Here is a 25,304-nt window from a genome sequence, read left to right as displayed (position 1 = left end):
GGCTACGAGGCGCCAACGGCGAACTGATCGTCAGCCCTAAACGCAGGGCTCTGGCGCCAACGCAATCTGGCATTGAACCTTATGGATTGAATGTTAGGCCGTGGCTACATTTGAAACAATGTAGTAAATAACGGTTAGGTATTCACAAAATAGATAGAGTTGGCCGCGCATCGTCAGCGACAACGCGCCTCCGGCGTAGTAAGCGCAAGCGTATCAGCCATGTGGTACATCCGGGCTCGGTGTCCGTTAAACTGCGCGATTTGATCGAGCATAAACTTGCTCGGCAGGCCCAGCAGAGGTTGTCCTGTCCGCCCTCTCAGCGTGACGATTGATCAATATGGCTTGTCCTCGCGTTGTAAGTGGCTTGGAGTTCCTCGTGTTTTTCCGAAACCGATGAGATGATGAACCGTGGCGCATAGTGCAGAATCAACCGCCTTCCTATGCCGTAGATCCCTGCGCAAGCGCGTGCATCATCGCACGACATGTTGACGAAATTTAAGAGGACGCGTGCCGGGGGGTGGAGTTGCCCTGTAACTCAGGGGTAAGAGGTCCAAAGAAGACCGAAAGCATATCGCGGCTTGATACCGACTAATCGAGTCCCGTCCTTTACATCGTCTGGAATGTATGAAGTATTCTGCGTAGCACTCCCACGTTGAACGGACGTTATGCTCGTGCACGCAGCCCCGATACTTCAAGGTTCCTAACACGCTCTTCTATGGGAAATCACAAGTCAATCCCTATTCAAGATAGAAATTGCGTTATGCGAAGTAAATATCATTACCTGTTGTCTACGGCCAGTTTGCGTGGTCGCTCGCTACGACCAGACGCAGACTGGCCGTAGACAACCCGTGAGTCACAGGTTGCGACGTTGATGACCGGCATCATTTGCAGCCTGTCAGGTCAATGTCATTCAGGTCAGGGGGTCTGGTGCCCGGCCAGTGCCGGGTTCGACCTTCTATCTGTGCCGGCCTGACAGGCCGGTCACCTCATGCCGCATGCGCGAAGCGCTGGCGCCACCCTGTTACCGACGCGCCCTATCTAGGTACACGGTCACCCGCAATGGGTAACCCGAGCTTGTTTCGGGCGCGTTGACGTTTAAATGCTGTTGCTGCATCTCATGCGATTCTTGCCCTCACGGTTAGCCTCTCGACTTCAGTAACGCGCCCTCTGGGATCTCGCCGTGCTCGAGAAGGCGCCACAGCGCGTTCGCCAGACGCCGTGCGAGCGCCACGATACCGATGCGCCGCAACCCTTTGCCGGCGCCGGCAAATCGCTCGTTGAACCAGTGGCTGGGCTGGCTGCCTGGCTGCAGGCGTAGCCAGCTCCAAGCGAGCTCCACCAGCAGCCACCGGCATCGCCGGTTGCCCGCCTTGCTGATACCGAGTTCAACCTCGCTGGTACCGCTGGCGTACGGCGTGGGCGTCAGGCCCATAGCATCTAGCCGTCTGATCGTACTGTTGCGCGCAAAGTAATACTGAGCCACTTCGCGCAAAGTAAATCTGAGCCACTTTTCAGTACAGTCAGCCTTTTTCGCGCGAAGGCTGGCGATGCTCCAGAAGGAACAGTGGATGCAAATCCATGTGCTCAAAGCCCAAGGGTTGTCGTTGCGAGAGATCGCGCGGCACTTGGGCGTATCTCGCAACACCGTGACCCGTTACCTGGCGTCGCAGGACGTACCTCGCTATAAGCAGCGTGAGCCGCGGCCCACCAAGCTCGATCCATGTCAGGCATACATTGTCGAGAGGATGCAAGCGGCGGCGCCGGACACGATTGCGGCGCCAGCACCGCTGCGCGAGCTTCGCGCGCGTGGCTACGAAGGAAAACTTCGCAGTATCCAAGCCTTCATGAAGGCACATAAGCCCGCGCCGGCGCCCGATCCGATCGTACGCTTCGAGACGGAGCCTGGTCGGCAGATGCAATGCGACTTCGTCGTATTCCGTCGCGGCGCTGACCCGCTATACGCGTTCACTGCCACGCTCGGTTTTAGCCGCTGGCGCTGGGCGCGCTTTGCGACCAACGAGAAGGCCGAAACGCTGATCGCTTGCCATCACGCATTATTCGAAACGCTCGGCGGAGTGCCTCGCGAGATTCTGTACGACAACGCCAAGACGATCGTGCTCGAGCGTGATGCCTATGGCAAAGGCGAGCATCGGTGGCATCCGGGGCTGCTCGATCTAGCGAAGCGCTACGGGTTCATGCCCAGGCTTTGCCAACCGTATCGCGCACGCACGAAGGGCAAGATCGAGCGCTTCCATCGCTATCTTCGCGGCAACCTCTACGTGCCGTTGTCCAGTTGGCTCGAGCAGTCCGGCATGCTGCTCGATGTGGAAACGGCCAACGCCGAAGTGGGCAAGTGGCTGCGCGATGTTGCCAACCAGCGAGTTCATCTGGTTACGGGAGCGACGCCGGCAAGCCTGTTCGAAGAACGCGAGCGGGACACGCTGCGCAAGCTGCCCGCATTCGCAACGCCACTACCCGTGATATCGCCGGCCGTAAGGCCGACGACACCTTCATCGTTCTCGCTGCAGCACCCCTTGTCGGTCTATCAGCAATTGCTGACAGAGGTGCGGGCATGAATCTGCAGCAAGAACGCATCGACGGTCACTGCCAAAGCCTGAAACTCGAAGGGCTTATGCAGCGCTATGTCGCACTCGCTAGCGATGCGGCGGCTAAGCAGTGGAGTTTCCTCGACTTCCTCGAGCACGCGCTGGCACATGAGCGCGAGATGCGCCAGCTTCGATCGCGGCAGACGCTCGTGCGCATGGCTGGATTCCCGGCGATCAAGACGCTCGACGGTTTGATCCCATTGGCCTTCGGCGGCAACACCACGCTAACCGCAGCCATGCTCGACCGCATCTTGCACCACGCCCACATCATCCAGATCAAAGGAGACAGCTACCGACTTAAACAGCAACGCAAAGCCGGCCACGTTCCGGCATCGAAGAACTAGCGACTGGCTCACTTCTACTTTGCGCGCTCACGCGCGAAGTGGCTCAGATTTCGAATGCGCTTGGCAGTACGACAGAGGTAGAGTAAGTCCGCCGGCTACCTTGCCGGAAAGGAGCAGCCTGAGGCATCAGAGCAACCACGAGGGCATTGACGATCACTTTGCAGTGCCAGCGGTGATGTGAAGCGGGTTGGGCCCGCGCGAGGCATACCTGTCAGAAGAACGGGGATTTCTGTCCCGCCCAACGAATGAGGTCCTTGCGCACATCTTTCATCAGGGTCCGGGCCGACGGCCCAATATTGACCGGTTGTAGTACAGCAGTCCTTCACCTTCTCACGCGCACCGAAGCGGCATTGCAGCATGTAGCCACCTCGAACGTTGATTGAGCTTGTGCTAAATGGGGAAGTCCTTGTAGTTCTTCTGGGGCGGCATGGGGCAGCCAGGGCGACGGCAGCCTCCATCGCCACTTGCTTGATACTTTTCGGTGTGTGGCGCGATCCGTCGCAGCCACCGAATTGAAGAAACGGACGCGCTCGGCTGCTGCGATCGGGAATGAAGTTGAGGCTGGCCGCTAACGCGGCCATGGTGCGTGCTGCTTGCTTGACACCGGTCCGCTAATGGGTGTGGGTAATCGCAAGCATTGCCGGACGCTTACGATCATGAAGACATGCCTCACAGCAGGAGGTTTCGTGGTCGGACCGCGATGCATGTAACGATGCAAGGCTGCCATTGCCGCGCGCCCACAATGTTCTCCATCAACGTCGGGTCTGCGACCAAACTAAGCGTTTTTGTAGTAACACCGACATCCAGAATACTACAGTCCGCAGGAACGCAAACTCGCCGGAAGGCCGAATCGACTAGGGATTTTCCGACTCATGCGTAGTTGGCACAAGATGTGCGGAGTAGTGGTCCGCGTGGACACAATTCCGTCGAGGCATAAGTCGACAGAAGAAGACCAGATCCCACCGGTAGCTGAGCACATGTTTCCTGTCTTGCAGCGCGGTGCTTGGCCAAAAGAATTGGCAATCTACTTTCAACTTCAATCTAAGGAATCGCTGATTAATGGGGCAGCCCGCGAGATTGACGGTAGCGCTGTTTCGCATTTTTCGGATGACGAAGTGATACCAAGCTCATTTTGGTGAATTTGGCCCGAAAACGGGCTTCACTTCTCGCATTTTTCACACACAAGACGGATTGCTGCCATGAACCGAGTACAACAGATTTCGCGCGATCACCAAGTTCGCCAAGCCGAACAGGCTGAACAGTTGCGCTGTGTTCGTGGCCAATCCATTGTAGCGCACCTTGCGATGACGGAACAGATTCTTGATGATATGAAACGGATGCTCGACCCGAGCGCGGATTCGCGCCTTGGTTTTATCAAGCGCGATCACCAGATCCTTCAGCGGACCCTCCTGCATCGCCTTGATCTTTCCGCGCTTGGCCGCCACGTGCCACTTCACCGGCTTGTCCTTCATTTCGTCGCGATTGTCCACGCCGATGTAGCCTGCGTCGCCGAACGCTTCCTCTTCGTGGCCGTGCAGCAGTGCATGGGCATGCGAAACGTCCGACACGTTGGCCGACGTGCCCACCACGCTGTGAGCCGCTCCCGAATCGGCATCGACCCCGACATGCGCCTTCATCCCAAAGTGCCATTCGTTTCCCTTCTTGGTTTGATGCATCTCCGGGTAACGGCTCTTTCCAGCGTTCTTGGTCGACGGTGGCGCTTCGATGATCGTCGCATCAATCAGCGTTCCTTCCTTCATCATCAATCCACGCTCGCACAGCATGATGCCGATCTCGTCGAACAGCTTTGGTGTCAGTTCGTGCTCGATCAGCAGGCGCCGGAATTTCAACAGCGTGGTCGCATCCGGCACATTCTCGACCGCCAGATCGATGCCGGCGAAGTCGCGCAGCGCGATGCTGTCATACAGCGCGTCTTCCAGCCCTTCGTTCGAAAGCTCGTACCACTGTTGCAAAAAGTAGATCCGAAGCATGCGCTCCAAGCCAATCGGCGGCCGGCCTCGCGTGCCCTTCTGGTAATGTGGCTCGATTGCAGACAGCAAACGCTGCCACGGCACAATCTTCTCCATTTCTGCCAGGAAGCGTTGGCGTCTGGTCACGCGCTTCTTGCCTGCTATTTCCGCTTCCGCGAAGCCGATCTGCCTCTTCATCCTCGTCGGTCTGTTCCGTGAACTGCCTTCTATAACGTCCTCGGCTACGTCATCGATGACCGCAGAGCTTCATTAATCAGTGTTTCCCTAAAGCGAGTACGCAGTGTCTCCATTTTCTATAAATCGTCCTTACGGAAAACCACTCTGTTTAGTGAGTGCGCGGCGGTATGCCAATTCTACTGGCGTGGCTCAAAGAGGTAATTTACAAGCGTTTGGCAAGATTACGCATTAACTGTGTCGCTTCGCGAGAAGAGCGTAAATCGTGCCCCACGCTGGAGTTATCGGAGAGTGTCATAGCTTTAGTCGAGCTTCACGATAGGCGTAATTTTCCACCGGATCAAGAGGACTTCATGCATTTCTGGCTTCGATGCGAAACCAAACATTTTGAGCGCCGTACGCCGCTTATACCGACTCATGCAGCGATGCTAGTCAGGAAAGGGATTAGAGTGACTGTAGAGCAATCTCCGATGCGGTGCTTCTCGGACGTACAATATGAAAGGGTCGGTTGTGAGATCGTAAAGCCGCAGACTTGGCAAAACGCGCCTCCCGATGCGTACATCTTGGGGTTGAAAGAGCTAAGTGAAGATGTCAAGGAGATCCGGCACACCCACATCTATTTCGGCCATGTTTTCAAACAACAGATGGGCGCGAGTGATGTGCTTGACAGGTTCATTCGAGGCGGTGGAACACTGCTCGATCTTGAGTACCTTCGAGACTTTAGGGGTGCAGAACTCGTAAGCCGGGGGGTAAGTTTCTGGGCGGGCGTGTGTGGTGCTGCTGTGACCCTGGAACTTATGGAGAGAAAGATGAATAATTTGGCAGACGTATCCCTCGAGAAACCATTCCATGGCAGCTTTGAAGATCTCGTGGAGTTTTTGGAGCGGAAGATTGAAAAGGTAAGAAGCGCGAGGATTGTCATAGCTGGTGCAAAGGGAATGACAGGATCGGGAGTGCGTCACCTGCTTAATTTCCTCGGCCTGCGCCACGAAGGGTGGGGGCGAGCGGAGACCGGTTCAGGCTTGCGCAATGAAACTTTAGATTTTGACATCCTTTTCAACTGCATACGGTCAGACGAGACAACACCCATACTGCTTAATCAAGAAATGCTCGGTGAACCACATCGGCTTTCGATGGTTGGCGACGTAAGTTGCGACGCGGCGAGTCCATATAATCCCATACGTATTTATCGGGAGTCGACCAATTTCTCAAGACCGATACGGAGATGCGGTTCAGGAAAAAATGCCGTCGATGTCGTTGCAATAGACAATGTAGCGTCGCTGTTACCTGTGGACGCGAGTTTGACAATAAGCAACGAGTTATTTCCTTTCCTATGCGAGCTTGTTATATGCGGCAACTATTTGGTCCCCTCAGCGTGGAGCGCTGCACATCTTAATTTTGTGGCTAGTATTGCGAGGACGCAAAATGCAAACTAGAAGTAAGAACGTGATAGTAATTGTTAACGGATGGTATTCTGGACGATACTTGGCGCCTGCTTTCGTCGGTCATGGATATGAGTGCATACACGTTAGCTCCACCGAAAGAACGTCGCGTTTTGGCTACAACCCGCTCGACTACATCGCGAACTTCAGTCTCGAACGGAATTCCCTGTCGGAGCTACTCGCGAAGCTCCGCGCGTATTCGGTCAAAGCAATCATGCCCGGTTGCGAGTCGGGCGTCGTGCTCGCGGATTTATTAGCCGATAATTTCGATGTTCCGAGAAATGACGCTGCAACAACGTCGGCTCGCAGAAACAAATTTCATATGATCGAAGCGCTCAGAAAAACTGCCGTACCCAGCATGAGGCAGTTTGCTTCACGGTCGCTCAGCGAGCTTCTCACCTGGTACAGTGAGTCGGAGTTGGGTACGGTCATCTTCAAACCAACAATGGGAGCCAGGTCGGATGGCGTCGTGCTATGTTCGAGTAAGAACGACATAGAAACCGCGTTCGCGGCAAACCATGGTAAAACCAACGTGACGGGAGTAGTAAATACGGAGTTCGTGATTCAAGAACGTCTTCAAGGCGAGGAGTTGATGGTAAATAGCGTCAGCTGCGAGGGCGATCACTTTGTCACTGATATGTGGATCGGTGTCGGTGGCTTAGAAGACAGAATCTCGACGGATGAGTATGCGGAACTCGTAATGCGAGGGACCGGAATTTTCGAAAAGGTCGAGAGATATGTTCTTGACACACTCGACGCGCTCGGAATTCGGAACGGCGCGGCACACTGTGAGGTAATGTTGACAGTCAACGGACCGCGACTCATCGAGTGCGGCGCGCGCCTGAGCGGCGCTCAACTGTTCGCGGCCGTCCAGGAGGCGCAGGGATACAGTCAACTTTCTGTGACGGTTGAAACAGTATTAAACCCGGGACAGTTCCGTTGGCGAGCGAACGCATTGCGTGCGTCAAGACAAGAAGGCCTGAGGTTTGTCTACATGTGCTCCAATAGGGCTGGGCATGTCGTGAACAATCCCGATCTTAGTCCCTTCACCGAATTAGCGACACTGGAGCGGATGATTGTATTTCCGGAGATCGGCGACTATCTGCCAAAGACACACGGCAGTGCAGGCCGACCGGGCTATGCCTTTCTCTTATCCAGCGACAATCAGGCTCTGGAGAGAGATTATGTCCGCTTTCGAGAACTCGAATCAAAGATGTTTCAGCGGTTATTGGATGCATAGTCGACCGACTATTGGACGCAGCTTCTCGCTGAAAAATGGCGATTTTTGGGAAAACTGCGTTGTCGTATGTATGCGGCAAGTCGGTGCCGTGGCGGCCCGCGAAGCGGTATGGAACTATCGTCTAATTCGTGAGCGAAGTTGTGTATCCGACGGTCGCATTGCGAGCCAACGTTTGAAATCATGAGCCGGCCGAGGTTGATAGTTCGGTTTCCTCCGTACATTACCGACCCATCCCAAGAATATAGACACATGCACGATCAAAAAAAAGCGAGTGGAACTCGCCTCGATTTTTTTGAGAGAGGAGATTAACTTGGAATTCGCGAATCTCGTCGACCGTTTGCAGGGCGCGCGAACGTCGGCGTGGGACATTCACAAGGCGGCTCGGCGCGCAGCCGCTCGGGGCGAAGATGTGATCGTGCTCAGCGTCGGCGATCCGGACTTGCCAACTCCCGCCCCCATCGTTGACCGTGCCATTTCAGCTCTGCGCGACGGCGATACACATTACACCGGCGGCGTTGGTCGAGACAATCTGCGTGAGGCAATCGCGGCTGAACATCAGGCCGACACGGGCCGTCAGGTGACCAAGTCGAATGTGTTTGTCTGTGCCGGCGTTCAGAATGGGCTGTTCGCATCGTCGCTCTGCGTTTGCGGGCCGGGCGACGAAGCGATTGTGCCTGAGCCGATGTATCTGACGTACGAAGCAGCAATCCGTGCTTCGGGAGCCACGCTCGTTCCCGTAGCGGTGGACGCTGCGAATGGCTTCCATCTGGACTGCAACGCGCTTAAGGTCGCACTCAGTGCGCGCACACGCGCAATCGTCTTCGCGACGCCCTGCAATCCGACTGGCACGGTGATGTCGCGTGAGGAACTTGAATTCATCGCGGCGCTGGCGCGCGAGCGGGACTTATGGGTCGTCGCCGACGAGGTGTATGCAGACCTCACTTTTGAGCGCGACCACACTAGCATCGCTTCTCTTGAAGGCATGGCGAGCCGAACGATGACGTTGGGCAGCTTTTCGAAGTCCTATGCAATGACCGGCTGGCGCCTAGGCTGGGTTATCGCACCTGAACCAGCGATCGGTCATCTGGGTCGACTGGCACTTTGTATGTCGTACGGGCTACCGGGTTTCATTCAGCAAGCCGGCGTGGCGGCGCTTGAACAACGTCAATCTGTCGTTGCCCAGATGCGAGAACTATATCGTCGTCGTCGTGATGCGGTTTTTCAACGCCTGAATGCCGTTCCAAACCTTAAATGTCTGCTTCCCGAGGCGGGCATGTTCATGATGATCGACATCCGCGAAACGGGACTGAGCACATATGACTTCACTTGGAAACTCTTTCGAGAGAAGGGCGTTTCTCTGCTGGATGCCAGTCTCTTTGGTCCTACTGCAAATGGCTTCGTGAGACTGGGACTGGTGGTGGATGAGCAGAGACTGAATGAGGCGTGCTATCGAATTGAAGAATTCGTTCGTTAGCAGTATTGATGTTTGGCTGACTTATTGAAAATTGCCATCGGGTAACAGGGCGAAAGATCTATGCAGATACGCAAACTTGGACGGAGCAACTTGAAAGTCTCTGCCCTCGGCCTTGGTTGTATGAGCATGAGCGCCCTATACGGGCCGCCGGGCGAAAAACATGACATGATCAACCTCATCCGAGCAGCTTATGAGCGCGGCGTTACGCTGTTTGACACAGCCGAATCGTATGGGCCGTTTATCAATGAAGAGCTGGTCGGAGATGCATTGCAGCCAATCCGCGATCAGGTGGTTATCGCCACGAAATTCGGCTTCGACATCGACATGGCGACGGGTGAGCGCAGGGGCGGTACGAACAGTCGGCCCGAACATATCAGGGCAGTGGCGGAAGCCTGCCTGAAGCGCCTTCGCACCGACCGTATTGACCTCTTTTATCAGCATCGCGTCGACCCTGCTGTTCCAATTGAGGATGTTGCCGGTGCGATCAAAGACCTTATTGCTCAGGGCAAGGTCAGGCACTTTGGGCTGTCGGAGGCAGGAGTGCAGACGATCCGACGCGCCCATGCCGTGCAGACTGTGACGGCCGTCCAGAGCGAGTATTCGCTATTTTGGCGCGGGCCGGAAGCAGGGCTATTGTCTATTCTGGAAGAACTCGGGATTGGTTTCGTGGCGTTCAGTCCTCTAGGCGCCGGTTTTCTGACCGGCAGGATCGACGAGAATACCAGGCTCCATCCGACAGACTTTCGCAATTCCGTCCCGCGGTTCTCTCCGCAAGCGCGCAAGGCGAATAAGGCACTGATCGAGGTGCTGGAGACTTTCGCTGCAGACAAGAAGGCCACGCTGGCACAGGTCGCGCTGGCGTGGCTGCTGGCACGCAAAACTTGGATCGTACCAATTCCAGGTACAACGAAGCTGCACCGCCTAGACGAGAATCTTGGCGCCCTGGACGTCGATTTGACTGAGGAAGACGTGAGCCAGATCAGTGAGAGAATATCGAGGATCGAGGTGATAGGCGACCGATTGCCCGAAGCAATCTTAAAAGTGATAGGACTTTGACTTGGCGGGTGTCTCCCAATCAAGTACAAAGGATGTTATCGCTGACCGGCATATTCGAGCCATTCCGGGATCGGCGTAATCGAGCGACATAGTGGGCTCAGTGTTGTGTCGGGCGCCGGCCCGAGACGCATTTCGAAGTTCCGCAACCCGGTACCTTCGGGCTTTTTGCCCGGAGGGCCGATGAGACGAAGGATGTTGTTTGCGTATCGACAGGTTCTGGCGCGCATGCGCCAGGGCGATCTCAACCGCGACATTGCCGGCGCACGGCTGATGGGGCGTGGGACGCTGCACACCGTCAGGCAGGTCGCGCCCGCTCGGGGCTGGCTCGATTCCGGTCGGCCACCTCGCCCGACGACGCCGAACTGGCGGCGATCTTCGGTCGCAATCCGAAGCTTGTTGATTTCCTGAGATGGACCCGACGCCCCTTCGGGGAAGCGCAATACTGCTGAATGTCGTCTTAGCGAGACTACATTGCGAGGTTCGTCATGGAAATCGCTATTCTCGGCATTGATCTTGCAAGCACGTCTTCCAGCTTCACGGCGCTGAACGCAGCGGACGCGCGGTGCATCGCTCAAAGGTCGGGCGTGGAGCATTGATCGAGACCGTTCAAATGCTTTCGCCGCGAGTCGTAGCAATGGAGGCTTGCAGTTCAGCGCATCATTGGGCGCGCCGCTTTATCGGCATGGGTATCGAGGTCCGCTTGATAAGCCCTCGATATGTGGCGCCGTTTCTGAAGCTTCGGCATATGCCCCACGAGCACGCCGGATATATGCATGCAGACCATTTCCCATCAACACAAAGAGCTTGCAAAGCGCGTCGGGTCCATACATGCACGGAATCCCGACCTACGGAGGAAGCGGCGTTTTTTTTAGAGAGCAGCAAACGAGTACGTCAGAGAGTACATGACCGGAGATGGATAAGAAAAAACACTCTTAGATCAATTACCTAATCATTAAATAAGGGTCCTCTCTTGGAGTACAAAATCGTACGAGGAAGTCTCGTAAAGCTTGAATACCTGATAAACGTTTGATTCTATGAGATTTTCCGAGTGCCGCTCGGTGCGCAACCTCGCATGGTGGGGCCAAGCAGTGCATCCACGGCACATCAAAGTTCGAGTGCTGGAAACGTACCCGCATCCTTTCTCTTTCGCACGCTCAGGCACTGCCAACGATCAACAAGCGGTTCCGGTTGCGTGGACAGAAAGCCCCTGACGTCGCCGCGCGCAAGTGCCTCGAGCATATGGTCCAGCGCGTTCAGCATCGTCCACTTTCCCCCTCGCGCTTCGAGCGCGTCTGACACGGGAACATCAGCGCCATGCAGCTTCCGGTATGGGCGCGGGTCGCTCGTCGTCTTGTCCGGGGCGCCTGGTGATCAAGACCAGCGCGTCATCCGTTGCGGAACCAACCGTGACAGCAATCCGCAACCGGTATCTTGCAGATGGGAACAGCCACTGGCCAATTGCCGTTTCACAGGCCCGCCGGTACTTTTCCCGTCGTGGACGCTTCGCACTCGTCTCCGCACCCTCAATGTCGCCCGCGCGGCAAGAGGAATGCGTGCGAACTCGCTGAAGACCACTCGTAACTTCATTTCATCAGGCGATCGCCAGCATCCTTCTACTCGGCGATCAGCCCATGCCGGATCGCGTATCTAATCAACTCGGCGTTGTTGGACAACCCGAGTTTGCGCATTAATCGCATCTTGTGTGTACTGATAGTTTTCGCACTGAGCGTACATGTCTCGGCGATTTCATTGATGCTCCTGCCCGCCGCGAGCATCTGCAGCACCTGGAATTCGCGATCCGACAGTACCTTATGAGGAGGCACGTCGTCGCGCTGAGTATCGAAGACCAATGCATCGACGAGCTTCGGGTCGAGGAAACGCCCGCCCTCCGCGAGCTTGCGAATCGCTGCGAGCAGCACTTCCGGGTCACTGTCCTTGGTCAGATACCCCGTCGCTCCCGCGCGCAGCGCGCGGGACGCGACCTGAGCCTCATCGTGAATGCTCAGTACGAGCACCGGCAATGAAGGATGTTCCGCCCGTACTCTGCGAATCAGGACGATACCGCTGATGCCTGGCATCGTCATGTCGAGCAACAAAAGGTCGACTGCCCGCGAGCGCAACCCATCGATCACTTCTGACCCCTGTGCCGCTTCCGCAACAACGACGATATCGCTCGTAGTAGCTATAATTTGTCTGAGTCCACCACGGACGATTGCATGATCGTCTGCGATGAGTATCCTGATCATGTTCGAAGTCCGCTATCGAGCGGAATGTGAATTGAAACCATGGTGCCCGCGCCCGGCGCACTTTCGATTGAAAGTGATCCCCCAATCAGCCGCGCGCGTTCGTTCATGCCGAGCAGGCCATATGAATAGTCGCCCCTCACGACTTGCTGGTCGAAGCCGCGGCCATCGTCACGCACCTGCAGTAGGAGCTTCGCCGCCGTCGAAACAAGCGCCACCTCGACATGTGTGGCGTCGGCATGCCGCGCGACGTTCGTCAGCGACGCCTGTGCGATGCGGAACAAGGCCGTGGCATGAGAATCGGACAGCGAGGGTTCTCCGCCTTCGATGCGCAATTCACACACAATAGCATTCCGGAGGTTGAACTCGTCGACAAGCCATTCAAGGGCAGACGCAATTCCGAAGTTGAGCGCGGCGGGCCGCAAATGGCTCGCGACATTTCGCACCATCGAGATCGTGCCTTCGACCAGTTGACGCATATCATCGGCTTTTTTCGAGGCTTCCGGGTCGTGCACTATGCGCATCTTAAGCAGAGACACGTCCATCTTGAGCGCAGTCAGCAATTGCCCCAGTTCGTCGTGAATTTCCATCGCAATGCGCCTTCTTTCTTCCTCGCGAATCGCCTCCATATATGCGGACAGTTCCCGCTGCTCCTCGCGCGATTCGACGAGTTCCTGCTCCATCTGCTTGCGTCCCGTAATGTCGTTCAGGCCGACGTAGATCGCTGGAGAATCGTCGTAAGTCGCAACGCGTGCCGTCACCATCGCCCAGAATCGTGTACCGTCGAGACGCCGGAACTTGACTTCGGTATTGCGCAGGCCACCCTTCGTTTGTAGATGCTCGATCAGACGCTCACGCTCGCCACGTTCGGCATAGAAATCGTCGATATTGGCGGACGAGGCTTCGTCCATACAGAAGAGCTCACGCAGCGGCCGGTTTGTGTACAGGATATGTCCGTCAGGCATCGACGTGATGCACAGCGGCACCGGACTCGTTTCGACAATCGCGCGAAAGCGAGCCTCGCTTTCCTTGAGACGAGCCTCCGCACGCCTCCGCTCGTCAATCTGCGCCAGCAAGTTCGTGTTGGCATGCGCGAGCTCTTCGGTTCGCAACGAGACGCGGTGCTCCAGATCGTCGCGCGCAGCCGATAACACCGCTTCCGTCTTCTTTCGCACGGCTACTTCCGCGAGCAGCAGGTGGTTCTGCGCGAGCACCTGCTTGTGCATCATCCGCAGCTCAAGGTGCACGCCAACGCGAGCTAGCGTCTCGTCAACACGTAACGGCTTGGTTACATAATCGACGCCGCCCGCCAAAAAACCTTCGACGCGGTCCGCGTTGCCTGCGACCGAGGTCATGAATATGACCGGGATGTCGCGCGTGCGCTCATCGCGCTTGAGGCGTCGACAGGTCTCGAAGCCGTCGATGCCTGGCATCTCCAGTTCGAGCAGGATCAGGTCCGGCTGCGAAAAGACCGCGCGCTCGACCGCTTCCGGACCGTCGAGCACCACCAGCACCCGAATGCCGTGCGCCTCGAGGCTGCCGACAATCACACCAAGATTCCCCGGCGTATCGTCGACGATAAGAATCGTGCCCTTGTGCGCGACTAAAGCGGCCAAATCGGTCATGATGCGGTGTTTCCTTCGAGATACCGCTCAACGAGTTGAAAGATCGCTTTCCACTCACAGGTTTACGCGAACTGATGCGGTTCGTTCATTGCGTCGACAGATCGAATGGGGGAATTGTTCACAGTCTATGTATGGTGCAACGTCGCACTCTATACCCACCATGAACCCATATAAAGCCTAACAGGCTGTTGAAAAGCGCCCCGTCATGACGACCGAAGCTACGTTCAGGAGACTTGCGCGTGCAATTTCCCGCTGAATTACCGGTTTGCCGCGCGATCCGCGCGGGGCATGCGCACGCATGCAGCCCTGCTGGCGCGCAGTCTTCACGCCGTGACGGCTCATCGCGCCGCTCCTTGCGGCACCAGCCCTGGCATTCGGGCCATGCGGGTCAGATTGCTCGCAACCATCGTCAGCTTGAAGTGCTGGTCGACGCGCCTGATACCGCCATAGACCGTCTGCCGGATCCGACCGACCGTTTTAGCCCAGCCGAAATGCTCTTCGATTCGTTTGCGGATGATCTGGCTGATCCGGTAGCCCACGTGCCGCGAAGTGCGACCGTCGATTGCGCTGCCGCCGCAACGCTCATCGTTGCGCGCGACATGCGGTGTCACGCTGCGAGCGCGGCAATCGTTCACGAAGTCGCGGGTGTCATACGCCTTGTCGGCACCAACTGTTTTCGCATGAGCGCCTGGCACGCAATCGAGCAATTGCAATGCGCTGGCCCGCTCGGCGAAACCATCTGCGTGACTGACCACGGCGCCGACCACCAGCCCCGAGCGATTCTCCATCAGGATGTGCCCGTGGTAGCACAGGATGGCCGGGCTCTTGTGGCGCTTCTTGAACAATCGCGCCTCCGGATCAGTAGTCGACTCGTGCGTGGCATTGCTACGTCGCTCGCCTTGCCAGTCAGTCTCGGCGTTGCGGCCACCGCCGGCTGGCGGACCATCGTCCGGGCCGTCCTTGCGGCGGAAGCTCTTGTGACTGGCCCACGCCTGAATCAGCGTGCCGTCCACCGAGAAATGCTCTCTCGACAGCAAGCCCCGCTTCTCCGCCAGGCTCATGACTTCGGTGAAGAACGCTTCCACGACTTCATGCTCCAGAAGCCGGTCGCGGTTCTTCGAGAACACCGAGTGGTCCACACGGCGTCCTCGATCGCCAGCCCGACAAACCAGCGGAACAGCAGGTTGTAGCGCATCTGCTCCATCAGCATGCGCTCGCTGCGCACCGAGTAGAACACCTGCAACAGCAGCGCCCGCATCAGCTTCTCAGGCGCAATCGAGGCACGGCCGGTGTCCGCGTAGATGACGCTGAACAGCCCGTTGAGCCGTTTCAACGCATCATTCACCAGCAACCGGACCGGTCGCAACGGGTGATCTGCCGGAACGAAGTCCTCGAGCTTGACCGTCGTGAACAGGGGTTCCTGCATCTCGTCCATTCCGCGCATCGCATCCGCTGCCAAAGATCATGAACACGATATCTATAACGTCCGTCCCTCAAACCCCGTTTACACGGGACCCAAATTCAACAGCCTGCTAAGAGACTCGCCCCGCGTGGCGAGCAGTGCATCAGGTATAAGCTATTTGCGCTTCCAAGCCTTTGCGACGGCATTCCCACGCTTTGCGCTACTCCGGAGGAGCATCGTCACGAGCAGTCGCAAAACAGCGCAGCTTGTAATCGAGCATGATCCACCATGCGTGGATAATTCCATCCCAAATACCCCGCGAGTGCCGCCATTGTGGGAGTCCAATATTGCACTCGATCCAGAGCCTAGTCTACGCGCCTTCACCGGGTTCAAAGGCCCGCTGAGACAACGCGCGCCACGGCGTCAAATCCGCCGCACGCTCCATGTATTTTTGCGCTTATGCTTGCATTTTCTCTCCCTACTCCGCTCTCGCCGTCAGCGTGACTCTGCGCGGCGCGGCCAGTTCGTCGATCAGATCCGCCACATCGCACAGCGCGCGGAAGTCACAGTCGTCGATCCGATTCGCGTGATTCCGCCGCAAATCGCGCAGTGTTTCGCCAAGGCGCCTGAGCGCGCTAGGGCTACTGTCGCTCAATGGCCAGCAATGCATCAGATGCGCAAGCGCTGTCAGGCTGCGCGTCTCGCACCAAGCGTCGAACAGTCGCAGACATATCGCGTCGATCTGCGAGACGACGTTCTCCCTCTCCGACAGATAGCCCATCATAATTCGTCAAGTCGACGTTGCGTGTCGTCCTGTCCATTATCGACTAGCAGACTTCCTACCGCATTCAGCGCTTACTGCAAAATGCGGGTATTAGATTCTGAATCACTCGTCAGGAAATCCTGACGCCATATCGCCAAAAGCCCGCCGATAGGTACGAACCCTCGATTTCCGCCGCAAAGTGCGATCCGACGGCTTTTCGTCCGATACGGCCTTGATCAGGCCTGCCGCCTCGCTAATCATTGGCCTTACCATTGGCCGGTTTTCAGAGGCGCGATGCAAGTTACTCCGTATATCTTTCAACTTGCTCACGTCGCTTCAGCACACCGAATTCACGTGTAGCTAAAGTACTGTCGTCAGCAGCGCAACCACGGCGACTGAGCCTTGGGTCCCCGAAAAGTGCCGACAAAAAGCGATGATAGCGAACAGAACCCGCGGCATTCACTCGCCGTCGCTCGAAACGGACGGCCCATAACTTGCTTATTTAGGTGAAACTGCAAGCGATCAACAAATGGGCGGATAGGTGTACGGATCACATGGTAGAGGAACATTTTCCTGATGCGATCCTGTTTAGTGGGGCAGAATCGGCGCTTCGCGGGCGCCCAAGGTCGCATGTCAGGGGATTCAGGGCTAGTGCATGTCCGGCGCCGGAAAGCAAAACCCGCAGGCAGTTGACTAACGCGACATCATCAGCATCTCGACGTTCCGCATCACCCAGACCGTGCCGAGGATTAGGAACGCAGCGGCGAGTATGGTGTAGCAGAGTGACAGCACGTTCCATCCCTGCCCAGGCGAGAGGGTCAGATGTAGGAAGCACACAAGGTGCACGACGACTTGCAAAAAGCCGAGTACGGCGATCGCGATCATGGCCGTAGTTGCATCGATGGCATCGTACAGCCCGACACCGAATGCGCCGGCCGTAAGTAATACCGAAAGAAAGAAGCCCGCGAGATACCTAGTGAGGCTGCCATGCGACCCCGCGCGAGTCTGTGCATAAGCCATTAGAGCATGCTCCCCAGATAGACGAAAGAAAACACGAAGATCCATACTACGTCGAGGAAGTGCCAGAATAGGCTCAGGCACGTTAGCCGCCGGACCTCCTGCTCGCCAAACTGAGGCACCCGCAGCACTTGCATCATCAGAACGAGCATCCACAGCAGGCCGAAGAAAACGTGAATTCCGTGCGCAGTGACGAGCGTAAAGAAGGCTGAGAGAAACGCGCTGCGCTGCGGACCCGCGCCTTCCGCGATCAGCTGCGAGAACTCGCGGAGTTCGAGCGCGAGGAACAACGCGCCAAGAATGAATGTGATCACGAGCCAACCGAGCACGACACCGCTCCTTGCCCGCAGCACATCCAACATCGCGAAACCATAGGTGATACTAGAAAGCAACAGCACAGAAGTTCCCAGCGCCACGTCCGATAGATCGAAAAGATCGTGACCCGTAGGGCCACCGGCGAACTGGTGCCTCAGCACGCTGAACGTAGCAAAGAGCGCCGCGAACAGCATACAGTCGGTCATCAAATACACCCAGAAGCCGAACACCGAGTGGGATTGTGGATGATCTTCATAATCGACTTCTGAAAAATCTACGCCCACGGTTTTCTGTAACATCAGTAAGCCTCCTCGGCGACTGGACCGTTAATGCCCATCGGGAGTCTGGTGCCAAACCGCCGTTCTTCGAGCTCACGGACCATCGCCGCGGGAATGTAATATCCGTCGTTCTTGTCGAAGCTCTTTATGATGATCGTGAGGACGATCCCAATGAAACCTAGCAAAGCGAGCCACGCGATGTGCCATACGGCCGCGAAACCCAGCACCAAGCTGCACATCCCTGTGAAAAAACCCGCCGACGTATTGGATGGCATATGGATGTCCACGTACTTTGACGCCAGCCCAACGCCGCGGCCCACTTCTTTCATGTACGCGAATGCGTCAATGTCCTCCACTTGCGGAATGAGAGCGAAGTTGTAGACCGCCGGCGGTGAGGAAGTTGCCCATTCGAGCGTGCGCCCATCCCATGGATCGCCTGTCATATCCTTGCATTCGGCCTCGTTGCGGTTCACGAATGCCATCACCCACAGCAGAACCTGTAACAGGATCCCCACCGCGATGATCGCTGCGCCGAGCGCCGCAACGATGAAGTATGGTTGCCATTCAGCCACATCATAGTGATTTGTGCGGCGTGTCGCGCCCATGAAGCCGAGCACATAGACAGGTACGAAGGCCACATAAAAGCCGACGAACCAGCACCAGAACGACGCCTTGCCGACCTTGTCATCGGGCTTGACACCGAACACCTTCGGAAACCAGTACTGCAGGCCGGCTAAATAGCCAAACACCACACCGCCAATGATGGCGTTATGAAAATGTGCGACCAAGAAAAGCGAATTGTGCAGCACGAAGTCCGCGCCCGGAATCGCCATCATCACGCCGGTCATGCCACCAATAGAGAACGTCACCACGAAACCGATGGTCCAGAACACGGGCGCGGCTAATTGAACGCGCCCGCGATACATCGTGAATAGCCAATTGAAGATCTTGACGCCGGTTGGAATCGCGATAATCATTGTGGCGATGCCGAAAAATGCGTTGACGTCGGCGCCTGAGCCCATAGTAAAGAAGTGGTGCGCCCAAACAAGAAACGAAAGTAACATGATCGCACACGATGCGTAGACCATCGTCCTGTAACCGAATAGCGGCTTCTTGCAGAAGGTAGCCATCACTTCCGAATAGATGCCGAAAGCGGGCAGCACCAGAATATACACTTCGGGGTGGCCCCACGCCCAAATCAGGTTCAAGTACAGCATGGCGTTGCCACCAAGTTCGTTCGTGAAGAAGTGCGTGCCAATATAACGATCGAGGCCGAGCAGCGCTACCGCGACTGTGAGAATGGGAAACGTCGCCATGATCAGGACATTCGAGCAGAGCGCCGTCCATGTGAACACGGGCATCTTCATGAGCGACATCCCCGGCGCGCGCATCTTGATGATTGTGACAAAGAAGTTCACGCCCGACAACAAGGTGCCGACACCCGATAGCTGGATCACCCATATATAGTAGTCCACTCCAACGCCAGGACTAAATTTCAGCTCGGAAAGCGGTGGATACGCGAGCCAGCCGACCTTCGCGAATTCGCCAGCTACGAGTGACAGATTGATCAACACCGCGCTGACTGCGGTCAACCAGAAGGAAAGCGAGTTCAGGAACGGAAACGCCACGTCGCGCGCGCCGATCTGCAATGGCACGACGAGATTGAAGAAGCCTACCATGAGCGCCATCGCCATGAAGAAGATCATGATGACGCCATGCGCCGTGAAGATCTGGTCGAAGTGATCCGGCGGAAGATAGCCCGGCGAATTGAACGCGACGGCCTGTTGGAGGCGCATCATTACGGCGTCGGCAAAGCCGCGCACCAACATGAGCACGGCCACGATCATGTACATGACGCCGATGCGCTTGTGGTCCACGCTCGTAAGCCACTCGACCCAGAGGTACTTCCACTTACCTTCTAAGGTGATCAGCCAGGACACGCCGAGGACAACAAGCGCCATGAACACCGCCGCCCCCACGATGATGGGCTGATCGAACGGCATGGCGTCTAATGTGAGTTTTCCGAACATGGCTGTTTACCCTTTGGTTACGCACGATGAGACAGTGAAATCCGCGACTTTGCCGTTGTTGTATTTCCCGACGATTTTGTCGAAAAGCTTCCGGTCGACGTTCGAGAAGTACTGCACGGGCGCGTTTGCCTGCGGCTGCGTGACCATTGCGTACCGATCCATCGTAAGCTGGGTCGATGAAGCTTTTACCGTCTCAACCCACGCATCGAAGCCCTGCTGGCTCGTAGCCACCGTACGGAACTTCATGTCGGAGAAGCCTTTGCCGCTGTAATTCGACGAGAAGCCCGTGAAGTCGCCCGCTTCGTCGGCGATCAGGTGCAACCGGGTTTGCATGCCGGCCATCGCGTAGACTTGAGTGCCAAGTTGCGGGATGAAGAATGAGTTCATCACCGAGTCCGAAGTGATGCGAAAATTGACCGGCGTGCTCACAGGCACCGCCAATTCGTTCACTGTAGCGATGCCGAGGTCAGGATAGATAAAGAGCCATCTCCAGTCGACCGCGACGACTTCGACGTTGATGGGCTTCACGTCTGATTCCAGTGGTTTATAAGGGTCGAGCTCATGCGTGGTACGCCACGTAAGGATGGCGAGGAACAGAATGATGGCAGCGGGTATGGTCCAAACCACCACTTCAACCGCCGTTGAGTGAACCCAGGTCGGGACGTAGCGTGCGCTGCGGTTCGACGCGCGGTAGCGCCACGCGAAGGCAAGCGTGAGGATAATAACGGGCACTACGATCAGCACCATGGCCCATGTCGCCGAGGCGATGAGTGATCTCTCCGCCGTGCCTACGCTACCCTTGGGACTCAGCACGAGAAAGTTGGGTCTGCACCCAGCAAGAGAAAAAAACAGCCAACCACCGACGGGGATTAACCACTCTTTAAGAGCTTTCCTGTCTGTCATGCCCATCTTCTCCCAAGTTGCCACTGTACCAGGAGCGAAGAGAGCCGTTCATTGAACGGTCTGTCGCTTGAGATTCGCAACGTCTAGAACTTCACCCCGACGCCAATACCAATGACCAGCGGATCGACATGCAAGGTGCCAATTGACGAGCCGCCAAGCGATGCGTCAGTCTTCACCCATATCTTCTTGATGTCGGCGTTAACGAATAGACTCTTTGATGCCTGCACGTCAATTCCGACCTGCAGTGCAGGACCAACGCTGTGATTCTTTATAGAGACGGGTACACCTCCCGCTTGCATTCCGTTGTTGTAGAAGAGCGTGTAGTTGAGTCCGGCACCAACGTACGGTCGAACACGTCCCGCATGATTAAAATGATATTGCAATAACAATGTCGGTGGCAGCACGTTGACGCCACCAAGCTCGCCGAGATTCGAAGTCAGGTGATGACGTGAGGTACCAAGAATCAACTCGACGCCGATGCTGTCCCGTACCATATAAGTGAAATCGACCTCTGGCACCAGCGCGTTTCTTACGCCGACATCGAGCGCGGAAAGCGTGTCAGTCCTGCGAACTTGCGGCTCAATGCTTATCGCGCGGAGGCGTACCAACCAATCACCTGCGTAGTTTCCGACGACTGCGCTGTCAGCGGCGTTAGCTGCGTGCGGTCCCAATGGTGACATAAGGAGTAGTGCAGCAGCCACATTGCGGAGTTGCTTTGTCATTGTCGTTACCTTTATCCATTAACCTTCTGCACTGTGCACGAATTTGTGGCCGATAGCGTTGATCGCAATCAACTGATGTTTCACGCAGTGCTTGTGTGCCTTACCGCGTCGCAGACCATCTAAATCCCTGCACGTCTCCGCCCTCTCTCCGAGTTGCGCAATGCATCCCGAAATGCTTTGCAGCCGATCGTGGGATCGGCGATCTGCCGTGTAGCTCTCCGTGAAACTAAGTAGCGTTATGAATAGCAAAATGCAGCGCGGAGAAGTCGATCTCCGTCTGCTGGTCGATCAACCGCCGACGCTTCGCGAAAGGTCCGGCGCAATCGTCCCGCTGCTCCAAATTGTCGATTCTTGCCTTCACGCTTCGGTATTAAGGATGCTATTGAAACAGCAGCGCAGACGAAGCCAGCGATGTCGAGCAACTAGGGAGACCCAATATCCATGCTTTCCGGAGGATTGAACCGCCCACCTTTGAGCACTCAACACTGAGCCTATCCCCGAACGGGCTCCATCTCTCACCGGATGATGTCATAGCTGTAGTCGGTCTTCGAGATGTCAATCGTACTTGCATCGAGTGTCTCGAAGAATTCATCCAGCAGCGCTAACAGAACGCGTAATGCCCCCGCATACCCCCACGTCGGATAGCGGTGGTAATGGTGACGGTCGAAAATCGGAAACACGAGTCGGACGAGCGGCGTACCAGTGTCGCGCTCCAAGTACTTTCCGTGTGTATTGCCGATGAGGAAATCCACTGGTTCCGTAAATAGCAGCGAACGCAAGTGCCATAGATCGCGCTTTGGATAAACCTTGCATCCTTCACCGTATGGCGACGCGTCCAGCAATGCCCGAACCTTTTCCGCCCATGCGTCGTTACCGTTCGTCGAGAGCACGTGCACTGGCTCCGCACCCAACTCGAGCAGGAAGTTCGTGTAGCCGAGCATCTGATCTGGATCGCCGTAGAGCGCATAGCGCTTGCCGTGCAGACTCGCCTGACTGTCTGCCATCGCATCAACTAGTTGCCCACGCTCCTTTTCAAGTTCAGCCGGAATTGGTTTTCCCGTAACCCGCGAAATCTCCATGAGGAAATGATCTGTACCAGAGACGCCGACAGGCGCATTCAGTGACACGACTTCGTGACCATGATCGGCGAGGAACTTGCTGGTCTTCTCACAGCAATACTCCTGGAAGACGAACGTTGCTTTGGCGTTCAGCGCACGCTCGACTTCCTCTTTCGTAGTCCCGCCCTCGTACATCCGAAATTCGCCATCGGTCGGCGTGTTCCATGTTCCCGATGGATCGCAAATAATATTCACGCTTACGCCAAATAAATCGAAGATGCGCCGAATCTCCTTCATGTTTCCGACCACGAAGCCGTCGAATCCTCCGATAAAGTTTACGCTTTCGTCCGGCACTCGCAAGAGTGGTGCAGTAGTGCCCGCCTTGCCATCCCAAAAGTATTTGAGGATGCCCAAGAGCGCATTGTCGTAGCCAGTCACGTGGCTGCCGACAAAAGCGGGTGTATGTGCGAACGGCACGTCGTAATCTTGTGGCACGCTGCCCTTCTGCTTGCTATTCTTGATGAACGCGTCGAGATCGTCGCCAATCACCTCCGCCATGCAGGTCGTGGAGACGGCGATCATGTCGGGCTTGTAGAGATTGTACGCATTTGCAAGACCGTCGATCATGTTGTTCAGACCACCGAAAACGGCCGCGTCCTCCGTCATGGACGAACTGACGCATGACGTTGGCTCTTTGAAATGTCGCGAAAAATGCGAACGGTAATAGGCCACGCAGCCCTGCGAGCCGTGCACGAAAGGCAATGTCTTATGAAATCCGTTCGCCACGAACACGGCACCAAGAGGTTGACACGCCTTGGCTGGATTTATGGTCAGTGACTCTCGGGCGAAGTTCTTCAGTTTATAATCTTCTGTCTTTGTCCATTCGGCGACCTGATTTATCGCCTCGTCGGAATGGTTGAACTCGAAGTTATCTTTCTTATTGCGAAGGAGCTCCTGATACTCCGGCTCGCGAAATAGCAGTTCGTGATCGAGAATTTTGTCGCTTGATTGGGGCATGATTCACTCCTGTATTGGTGTTCTATGCAACCGGCAGTCGGCAGGGCCATGCCGCTACCAGCCCGCAGCGCTCACGCCGCCTTTTTCCACGGTGCCTTCGACAGGCTCCAGACTGGACTCGAGATCGCCATGTCCATGTCCCGCGCGAAGATTGCGAAGCCGTCGTAGCCATGATATGGGCCAGAATAATCCCAGCTGTGCATCTGGCGGAACGGGACGCCCATCTTCTGAAAGACGTATTTTTCCTTGATGCCGGAGCCGACGAGGTCTGGTCGCGTATGTTCGACGAACCTCTCGAATTCGTAGCCAGTCACGTCGTCGTAAATCAGAGTGCCGTCTTTTATGTGATGCGTTGTGCGCTGGTAGTCGTCGTTGTGAGCAAATTCGTAGCCGGTACCGACAACTTCCATCCCAAGGTCCTCGTACGCGCCTATCACGTGGCGCGGGCGAAGGCCACCTACAAACAGCATCACTTTTTTCCCCTGAAGCCGCGGCATATATTTGGCTATGACGGCGTCCATCAACGGACGGTATTTTTCGATCACCTTCTCGGCATTTGCCATAATGGTGTTGTCGAATCTGCTCGCAATCTCGCGCAAGCTCCTTTCGATCATTGTCGGGCCGAAAAAATTGTATTCCACCCATGGAGTGCCATACTTCTCCTCCATGTGCCTGCTGATGTAGTTCATCGAACGGTAGCAGTGAAGTAGATTGAGCTTAGATCGCGGCGTATTCTCAAGTTCTGCGAGGGTGCCATCGCCTGACCACTGCGCGATGACCCGCAGGCCCATTTCCTCGAGCAAAATGCGGCTCGACCACGCATCACCGCCAATGTTGTAGTCGCCGATGATCGCGACATCGTACGGCGTGGACTCAAGCGCGGATCGCTGTCCCGAATCAGCGCGATCGAACACGCAGTCGCGAATCGCATCGTTGGCGAGGTGATGACCGAGTGACTGCGATACACCTCGAAAGCCCTCACAGCGCACTGGTACAATCGTGTGGCCGCCGTACTGCGCGCTCTTCCTTTTAGATACTGCCTCAATATCGTCACCAATGAGACCGATCGGGCATTCGGTTTGTACGGATATGCCCCTGTTCAGCGGAAACAACTCCTGAATCTCGTCAACGATCTTATCGAGTTTCTTGTCACCGCCGAACACAATGTCCTTCTCTTGGAAGTCGGACGTGAATTGCATTGTGACAAACGTATCGATTCCCGTCGTCCCGACGTAGTAGTTGCGGCGCGATCCCCACGAGTACTGCCCGCATCCGACAGGTCCGTGACTGATGTGGATCATGTCCTTGATCGGCCCCCAGACGACGCCCTTCGAGCCGGCGTATGCGCAGCCCCGAATTGTCATCACCCCCGGCAAAGACTTGATGTTTGACTTCACACCACAGTCAGGCTTGCCCTGTTCGAAGGAGCCCAAATGCTTAGCCCGCCGTTTAGCCATTTTTTCAGGGTAAGCTCGCAGCACTTCGTCGATCAAGGCCTTATTCGCAGCTTTGCGTTCTTCAACCGTCGCGATCATTGAATATCCTATAAGTGAAGACTGTCATCGCGGGAGACGGCAGCCGTGCGTCGCACGGCAACCGTCGTC

17 protein-coding genes and 4 pseudogenes are annotated in these 25,304 nt (G+C 56.2%); 7 read left to right on the top strand and 14 right to left on the bottom strand.

Annotated elements, in window-relative coordinates; genetic code table 11:
* Positions 1 to 1,138: 1,138 nt before the first annotated feature.
* Positions 1,139 to 1,432, bottom strand: a pseudogene (locus BC1002_RS34145) (IS110 family transposase); the annotation flags it as partial.
* 115 nt (positions 1,433 to 1,547) lie between these two features.
* On the opposite strand from BC1002_RS34145, the gene istA reads away from it, so the two are divergent.
* Together istA and BC1002_RS37205 are read left to right on the top strand one after the other, a co-directional pair.
* Positions 1,548 to 2,576 (top strand): IS21 family transposase, encoded by a 1,029-nt coding sequence (gene istA, locus BC1002_RS34140; protein ID WP_013094528.1) that lies wholly within the window; start codon positions 1,548 to 1,550, stop codon positions 2,574 to 2,576.
* Complete coding sequence (locus tag BC1002_RS37205; protein WP_013094527.1) at positions 2,573 to 2,950, top strand: ATP-binding protein; 378 nt, start codon at positions 2,573 to 2,575, stop codon at positions 2,948 to 2,950. The genes istA and BC1002_RS37205 overlap by 4 nt, the downstream gene beginning before the upstream one ends.
* Positions 2,951 to 4,125: 1,175 nt before the next feature.
* On the opposite strand, the gene BC1002_RS34130 is transcribed toward BC1002_RS37205, so the two are convergent.
* Entirely contained in the window at positions 4,126 to 5,118 is a 993-nt protein-coding gene (locus tag BC1002_RS34130) for an IS5 family transposase (RefSeq protein ID WP_013094526.1), read from the bottom strand.
* A 350-nt stretch (positions 5,119 to 5,468) separates the two neighbouring features.
* Between BC1002_RS34130 and BC1002_RS37200 the strand changes: the two genes are divergently transcribed.
* The 5 genes and pseudogenes from BC1002_RS37200 to BC1002_RS39280 all read left to right on the top strand — a co-directional run.
* A complete protein-coding gene (locus BC1002_RS37200; protein ID WP_013094525.1) occupies positions 5,469 to 6,551 on the top strand; it encodes a saccharopine dehydrogenase in 1,083 nt (360 codons plus the stop codon).
* The gene (locus BC1002_RS34120; protein WP_013094524.1) at positions 6,541 to 7,797 is read left to right on the top strand and encodes an ATP-grasp domain-containing protein; all 1,257 of its coding nucleotides are present in this window, start codon (positions 6,541 to 6,543) and stop codon (positions 7,795 to 7,797) included. The genes BC1002_RS37200 and BC1002_RS34120 overlap by 11 nt, the downstream gene beginning before the upstream one ends.
* A 310-nt stretch (positions 7,798 to 8,107) precedes the next feature.
* Positions 8,108 to 9,271, top strand: a complete 1,164-nt coding sequence (locus tag BC1002_RS34115) for a pyridoxal phosphate-dependent aminotransferase (RefSeq protein ID WP_013094523.1) — start codon at positions 8,108 to 8,110, stop codon at positions 9,269 to 9,271.
* Positions 9,272 to 9,331: 60 nt separating this feature from the next.
* The gene (locus BC1002_RS34110; RefSeq protein WP_013094522.1) at positions 9,332 to 10,327 is read left to right on the top strand and encodes an aldo/keto reductase; all 996 of its coding nucleotides are present in this window, start codon (positions 9,332 to 9,334) and stop codon (positions 10,325 to 10,327) included.
* Between the two features lie 485 nt (positions 10,328 to 10,812).
* Positions 10,813 to 11,063, top strand: a pseudogene (locus BC1002_RS39280) (IS110 family transposase); the annotation flags it as partial.
* Between the two features lie 428 nt (positions 11,064 to 11,491).
* Here the strand turns inward: BC1002_RS39280 and BC1002_RS39925 are convergent.
* The 12 genes and pseudogenes from BC1002_RS39925 to nifD all read right to left on the bottom strand — a co-directional run.
* Positions 11,492 to 11,572: pseudogene (locus tag BC1002_RS39925) on the bottom strand (LysR family transcriptional regulator); the annotation flags it as partial.
* 368 nt (positions 11,573 to 11,940) lie between these two features.
* A complete protein-coding gene (locus BC1002_RS34100; protein WP_013094519.1) occupies positions 11,941 to 12,573 on the bottom strand; it encodes a response regulator in 633 nt (210 codons plus the stop codon).
* Positions 12,570 to 14,195, bottom strand: coding sequence for a hybrid sensor histidine kinase/response regulator (locus tag BC1002_RS34095; protein ID WP_013094518.1), 1,626 nt, complete (start codon positions 14,193 to 14,195; stop codon positions 12,570 to 12,572). The genes BC1002_RS34100 and BC1002_RS34095 overlap by 4 nt, the downstream gene beginning before the upstream one ends.
* 338 nt (positions 14,196 to 14,533) lie before the next feature.
* Positions 14,534 to 15,639 (bottom strand): annotated as a pseudogene (locus BC1002_RS34090) (IS5 family transposase).
* Between the two features lie 436 nt (positions 15,640 to 16,075).
* Complete coding sequence (locus BC1002_RS39270) at positions 16,076 to 16,381, bottom strand: hypothetical protein (protein WP_013094517.1); 306 nt, start codon at positions 16,379 to 16,381, stop codon at positions 16,076 to 16,078.
* Positions 16,382 to 17,053: 672 nt separating this feature from the next.
* On the bottom strand, positions 17,054 to 17,380 hold the full coding sequence (gene cyoD / locus BC1002_RS34080; protein ID WP_013094516.1) for a cytochrome o ubiquinol oxidase subunit IV: 327 nt from the start codon (positions 17,378 to 17,380) through the stop codon (positions 17,054 to 17,056).
* The gene (gene cyoC, locus BC1002_RS34075) at positions 17,380 to 17,991 is read right to left on the bottom strand and encodes a cytochrome o ubiquinol oxidase subunit III (RefSeq protein WP_013094515.1); all 612 of its coding nucleotides are present in this window, start codon (positions 17,989 to 17,991) and stop codon (positions 17,380 to 17,382) included. The genes cyoD and cyoC overlap by 1 nt, the downstream gene beginning before the upstream one ends.
* On the bottom strand, positions 17,991 to 20,000 hold the full coding sequence (gene cyoB, locus BC1002_RS34070; RefSeq protein ID WP_013094514.1) for a cytochrome o ubiquinol oxidase subunit I: 2,010 nt from the start codon (positions 19,998 to 20,000) through the stop codon (positions 17,991 to 17,993). Before cyoB ends, cyoC begins: the two co-directional genes overlap by 1 nt.
* Before the next feature lie 6 nt (positions 20,001 to 20,006).
* Positions 20,007 to 20,903 carry a ubiquinol oxidase subunit II gene (gene cyoA, locus BC1002_RS34065; RefSeq protein WP_013094513.1) on the bottom strand — a complete coding sequence of 299 codons (897 nt, stop codon included), beginning with the start codon at positions 20,901 to 20,903 and terminating at the stop codon, positions 20,007 to 20,009.
* Positions 20,904 to 20,986: 83 nt separating this feature from the next.
* Positions 20,987 to 21,625: an OmpW/AlkL family protein gene (locus BC1002_RS34060; RefSeq protein ID WP_013094512.1), complete on the bottom strand. Its 639-nt coding sequence runs from the start codon at positions 21,623 to 21,625 to the stop codon at positions 20,987 to 20,989.
* 515 nt (positions 21,626 to 22,140) lie between these two features.
* Positions 22,141 to 23,700: a nitrogenase molybdenum-iron protein subunit beta gene (nifK, locus tag BC1002_RS34055; RefSeq protein ID WP_013094511.1), complete on the bottom strand. Its 1,560-nt coding sequence runs from the start codon at positions 23,698 to 23,700 to the stop codon at positions 22,141 to 22,143.
* Positions 23,701 to 23,771: 71 nt separating this feature from the next.
* Entirely contained in the window at positions 23,772 to 25,235 is a 1,464-nt protein-coding gene (gene nifD / locus BC1002_RS34050; protein WP_013094510.1) for a nitrogenase molybdenum-iron protein alpha chain, read from the bottom strand.
* Between the last annotated feature and the right edge of the window lie 69 nt (positions 25,236 to 25,304).

This window comes from Paraburkholderia atlantica, assembly GCF_000092885.1.
In the GTDB taxonomy this organism is placed as follows: domain Bacteria; phylum Pseudomonadota; class Gammaproteobacteria; order Burkholderiales; family Burkholderiaceae; genus Paraburkholderia; species Paraburkholderia atlantica.
Note: the sequence above shows the minus strand (reverse complement) of the source record. Positions and strands in the feature narration are given on the sequence as shown.

Coding starts and splice junctions, on each gene's coding strand:
- nifD (WP_013094510.1), bottom strand. CDS start 25,235: ATGATCGCGACGGTTGAAGAACGCAAAGCTGCGAATAAGGCCTTGATC.
- BC1002_RS34100 (WP_013094519.1), bottom strand. CDS start 12,573: ATGATCAGGATACTCATCGCAGACGATCATGCAATCGTCCGTGGTGGA.
- BC1002_RS37200 (WP_013094525.1), top strand. CDS start 5,469: ATGCATTTCTGGCTTCGATGCGAAACCAAACATTTTGAGCGCCGTACG.
- BC1002_RS37205 (WP_013094527.1), top strand. CDS start 2,573: ATGAATCTGCAGCAAGAACGCATCGACGGTCACTGCCAAAGCCTGAAA.
- cyoC (WP_013094515.1), bottom strand. CDS start 17,991: ATGTTACAGAAAACCGTGGGCGTAGATTTTTCAGAAGTCGATTATGAA.
- cyoA (WP_013094513.1), bottom strand. CDS start 20,903: ATGACAGACAGGAAAGCTCTTAAAGAGTGGTTAATCCCCGTCGGTGGT.
- nifK (WP_013094511.1), bottom strand. CDS start 23,700: ATGCCCCAATCAAGCGACAAAATTCTCGATCACGAACTGCTATTTCGC.
- BC1002_RS39270 (WP_013094517.1), bottom strand. CDS start 16,381: ATGATGGGCTATCTGTCGGAGAGGGAGAACGTCGTCTCGCAGATCGAC.
- istA (WP_013094528.1), top strand. CDS start 1,548: ATGCTCCAGAAGGAACAGTGGATGCAAATCCATGTGCTCAAAGCCCAA.
- cyoD (WP_013094516.1), bottom strand. CDS start 17,380: ATGGCTTATGCACAGACTCGCGCGGGGTCGCATGGCAGCCTCACTAGG.
- BC1002_RS34130 (WP_013094526.1), bottom strand. CDS start 5,118: ATGAAGAGGCAGATCGGCTTCGCGGAAGCGGAAATAGCAGGCAAGAAG.
- BC1002_RS34110 (WP_013094522.1), top strand. CDS start 9,332: ATGCAGATACGCAAACTTGGACGGAGCAACTTGAAAGTCTCTGCCCTC.
- BC1002_RS34120 (WP_013094524.1), top strand. CDS start 6,541: ATGCAAACTAGAAGTAAGAACGTGATAGTAATTGTTAACGGATGGTAT.
- BC1002_RS34095 (WP_013094518.1), bottom strand. CDS start 14,195: ATGACCGATTTGGCCGCTTTAGTCGCGCACAAGGGCACGATTCTTATC.
- BC1002_RS34060 (WP_013094512.1), bottom strand. CDS start 21,625: ATGACAAAGCAACTCCGCAATGTGGCTGCTGCACTACTCCTTATGTCA.
- cyoB (WP_013094514.1), bottom strand. CDS start 20,000: ATGTTCGGAAAACTCACATTAGACGCCATGCCGTTCGATCAGCCCATC.